Source organism: Moorena sp. SIO4A1, from assembly GCF_010672065.1.
Lineage (GTDB): Bacteria > Cyanobacteriota > Cyanobacteriia > Cyanobacteriales > Coleofasciculaceae > Moorena.
The window spans coordinates 1-2,239 of the sequence record NZ_JAAHHX010000328.1 but is presented as its reverse complement, the minus strand read 5'-3'; the positions used below and the strand labels follow the sequence as shown (position 1 = coordinate 2,239).

The window sequence follows — 2,239 nt, the reverse complement described above, 5'->3', positions numbered from 1 at the left end:
GAAGTGGAAACTCGTTCCTTGCCCTAGCTTAGAGGTAGCTCGCAGGGTGCCACCTACCTCTTGTGCCATACTCTTGGCAATATCTAAACCAACGCCACGACCAGAAATTTCGGTTACCTGCTTAGCGGTAGAAAATCCCGGCAAAAATAGAAACTCCATCAGCTCATGTTCAGCCAGCTGGCTTGCGATGTCTGGGGTGATCATTTTTTGGCGGACAATTTTTTTCCGCAATTTCTCTGGATCTATGCCTTTGCCATCGTCAGCAACAGTAATCGATAACATCCCACCACGATGAAGGGCTTCCAGTCGCACGGTACCTTGGGCTGGTTTCCCCATTGCTACACGCTCTTGGGGAGGTTCAATACCATGGTCTACAGAGTTACGCAAAATATGAGTTAGTGGTGCTTCTAGTTTCTGTAAAATATCTCGATCTACTGCGGTAGATTTGCCGATAATTTCTAATTTAACTTGTTTATTCAGCTTTCTGGCTATATCCCGAATCATCCGAGGAAAACTCTGTACCCCATCAGCAAAAGGACGCATGTGAGACGCAATCACTTCTCGGTAAAGACGATCCGAAAGATTAGCAGTGCGACGTGCATACAGTTCTAGTTCACTCATGCGATCGCCCAAAATTTCCCGACATTCCTGTTCCTTTTGTCGAGCAACTTTTAGATATTCATCCCCCACTTGATTCACCTGGGATATTGCTAAAGAATCCTGTAATTTTTCTAGGATCTTCGATAATTCCATTTGATGTTTCTTGAGAGTCATCAAAGAATCAGCAAATGGTTGTAGCCAATTCGCCTCCACTAGGGATTCACCGGCTAAACCCATTAAGCTATTTAAGTTTTCAGCACTGACTCGCACAACTCTCTCTTTAGCTTCCGGCTTTTTGGCACTATCCAAAGCAATCAATGGTGGCTTGGTTAAATCATTCCCTGGGCTAGATGAGGATTGATTGTCTTTGGCAGCCACTTCAGGTTGAGGGTTGTGGCTCACAGCCTGCTTCAAGGGTTGACTTTCAATCTCTATCGTGCTATGGTCAGACTCCTGACTAGGTACTTGAGGGGGAGAATCGGTTTGAGCCTGGTGAGTTACTACCTGATCACGATTTTGCTGATTAACAGTTTGCTGATCAACAGTTTGATCTTGAGTCTCTATGGCTGTATTCGTACTATCGAGAGTGGAAACTTCAGAAGGATCATCTATAGCGCTTAGTTTTTCCGAGTTCTGTGACCCCGAGGTACTAGGGGCAGCAGATGGAGATGGCTGTTGTGGGGAGGAGGGTGCAGATTCTGGTGCGAGAATTTTAGCGATCGCAATACTCTGATGTTCAATGGCTTGCCCATGTTCAGACAGCCATAGGTCTAAATTCATTTCACCAACTTGGCTGATTTGTTGGAGGAAATCGACACCTTGTAGCAAGACATCAATGTGAGCTGCCTTGAGGGTAATGGTTTTATTCATAGCTGCCACAAAGCAATCCTCCATGGTATGAGCAATGTTAACAGCAGCATCAATTTGGACAATCCGGGCAGCACCTTTAATGGAATGGGCAGCACGCATTAGGGATTCCAGTTCTTGGCTAGAGGAAGGATTACTTTCCAGAGCCAATAAATTGTCATTTAATATCGTTGCTTGGCTTTCCACCTCCATGCGGAATAAATCCAACATGGAGAAATTGCTCATATCTTGTCCGCTGTCTGTCATAGGATTTTAGAGTTTAGAGTTTAGATTGATGATCTTTTGTAAGCATTCAGCTGTCAGCGGTCAGCCGTCAGTTTATTTTATTCAAAAGCTGTTCGCACCTCAAGTAGCGTGGCCATAGACCCAAAGCTGTTCGCGTAGCGTGCGCGTAGCGCTTAAGCTGATAGCTGTTCGCGAAGCGTGCGCGTAGCGCATTAGCTGATAGCTGAATGCTTAAATAGATAGCACTTTCCACCCATCACCCCATCGGGTTACGTAATCTTACGATTTAGGGTGTAAAACAATAACTCATCGTCCAAGTAATTCACCTTTTTATCTTGCCAGTTAATTATCCATTTTGTATAAGTATATGTAGCGTTAGAAATAACCGCTGGTGCATCGAGTAATTCATTAGCATGAAACCGTTGAACAGTAAAAATTTCATCAACGGGAAAAACCCATCGGTTGCCCTCAATTTCCACAACCACCATCCGTTGATACATCACACTACTCACATTGGTTTTGGATTTTAGAGTTAGGGGCTGTTGGA

Annotated in this window: 1 protein-coding gene and 1 pseudogene; both read right to left on the bottom strand. The window is 44.5% G+C overall.

What is annotated here, in order from left to right; all coding sequences use genetic code 11:
* Positions 1 to 1,713 (bottom strand): ATP-binding protein (locus F6K53_RS37830; protein WP_293084838.1); only part of this gene is annotated, 1,713 nt, incomplete at its 3' end.
* A gap of 248 nt (positions 1,714 to 1,961) precedes the next feature.
* Positions 1,962 to 2,239, bottom strand: a pseudogene (locus F6K53_RS37825) (chemotaxis protein CheW); the annotation flags it as partial.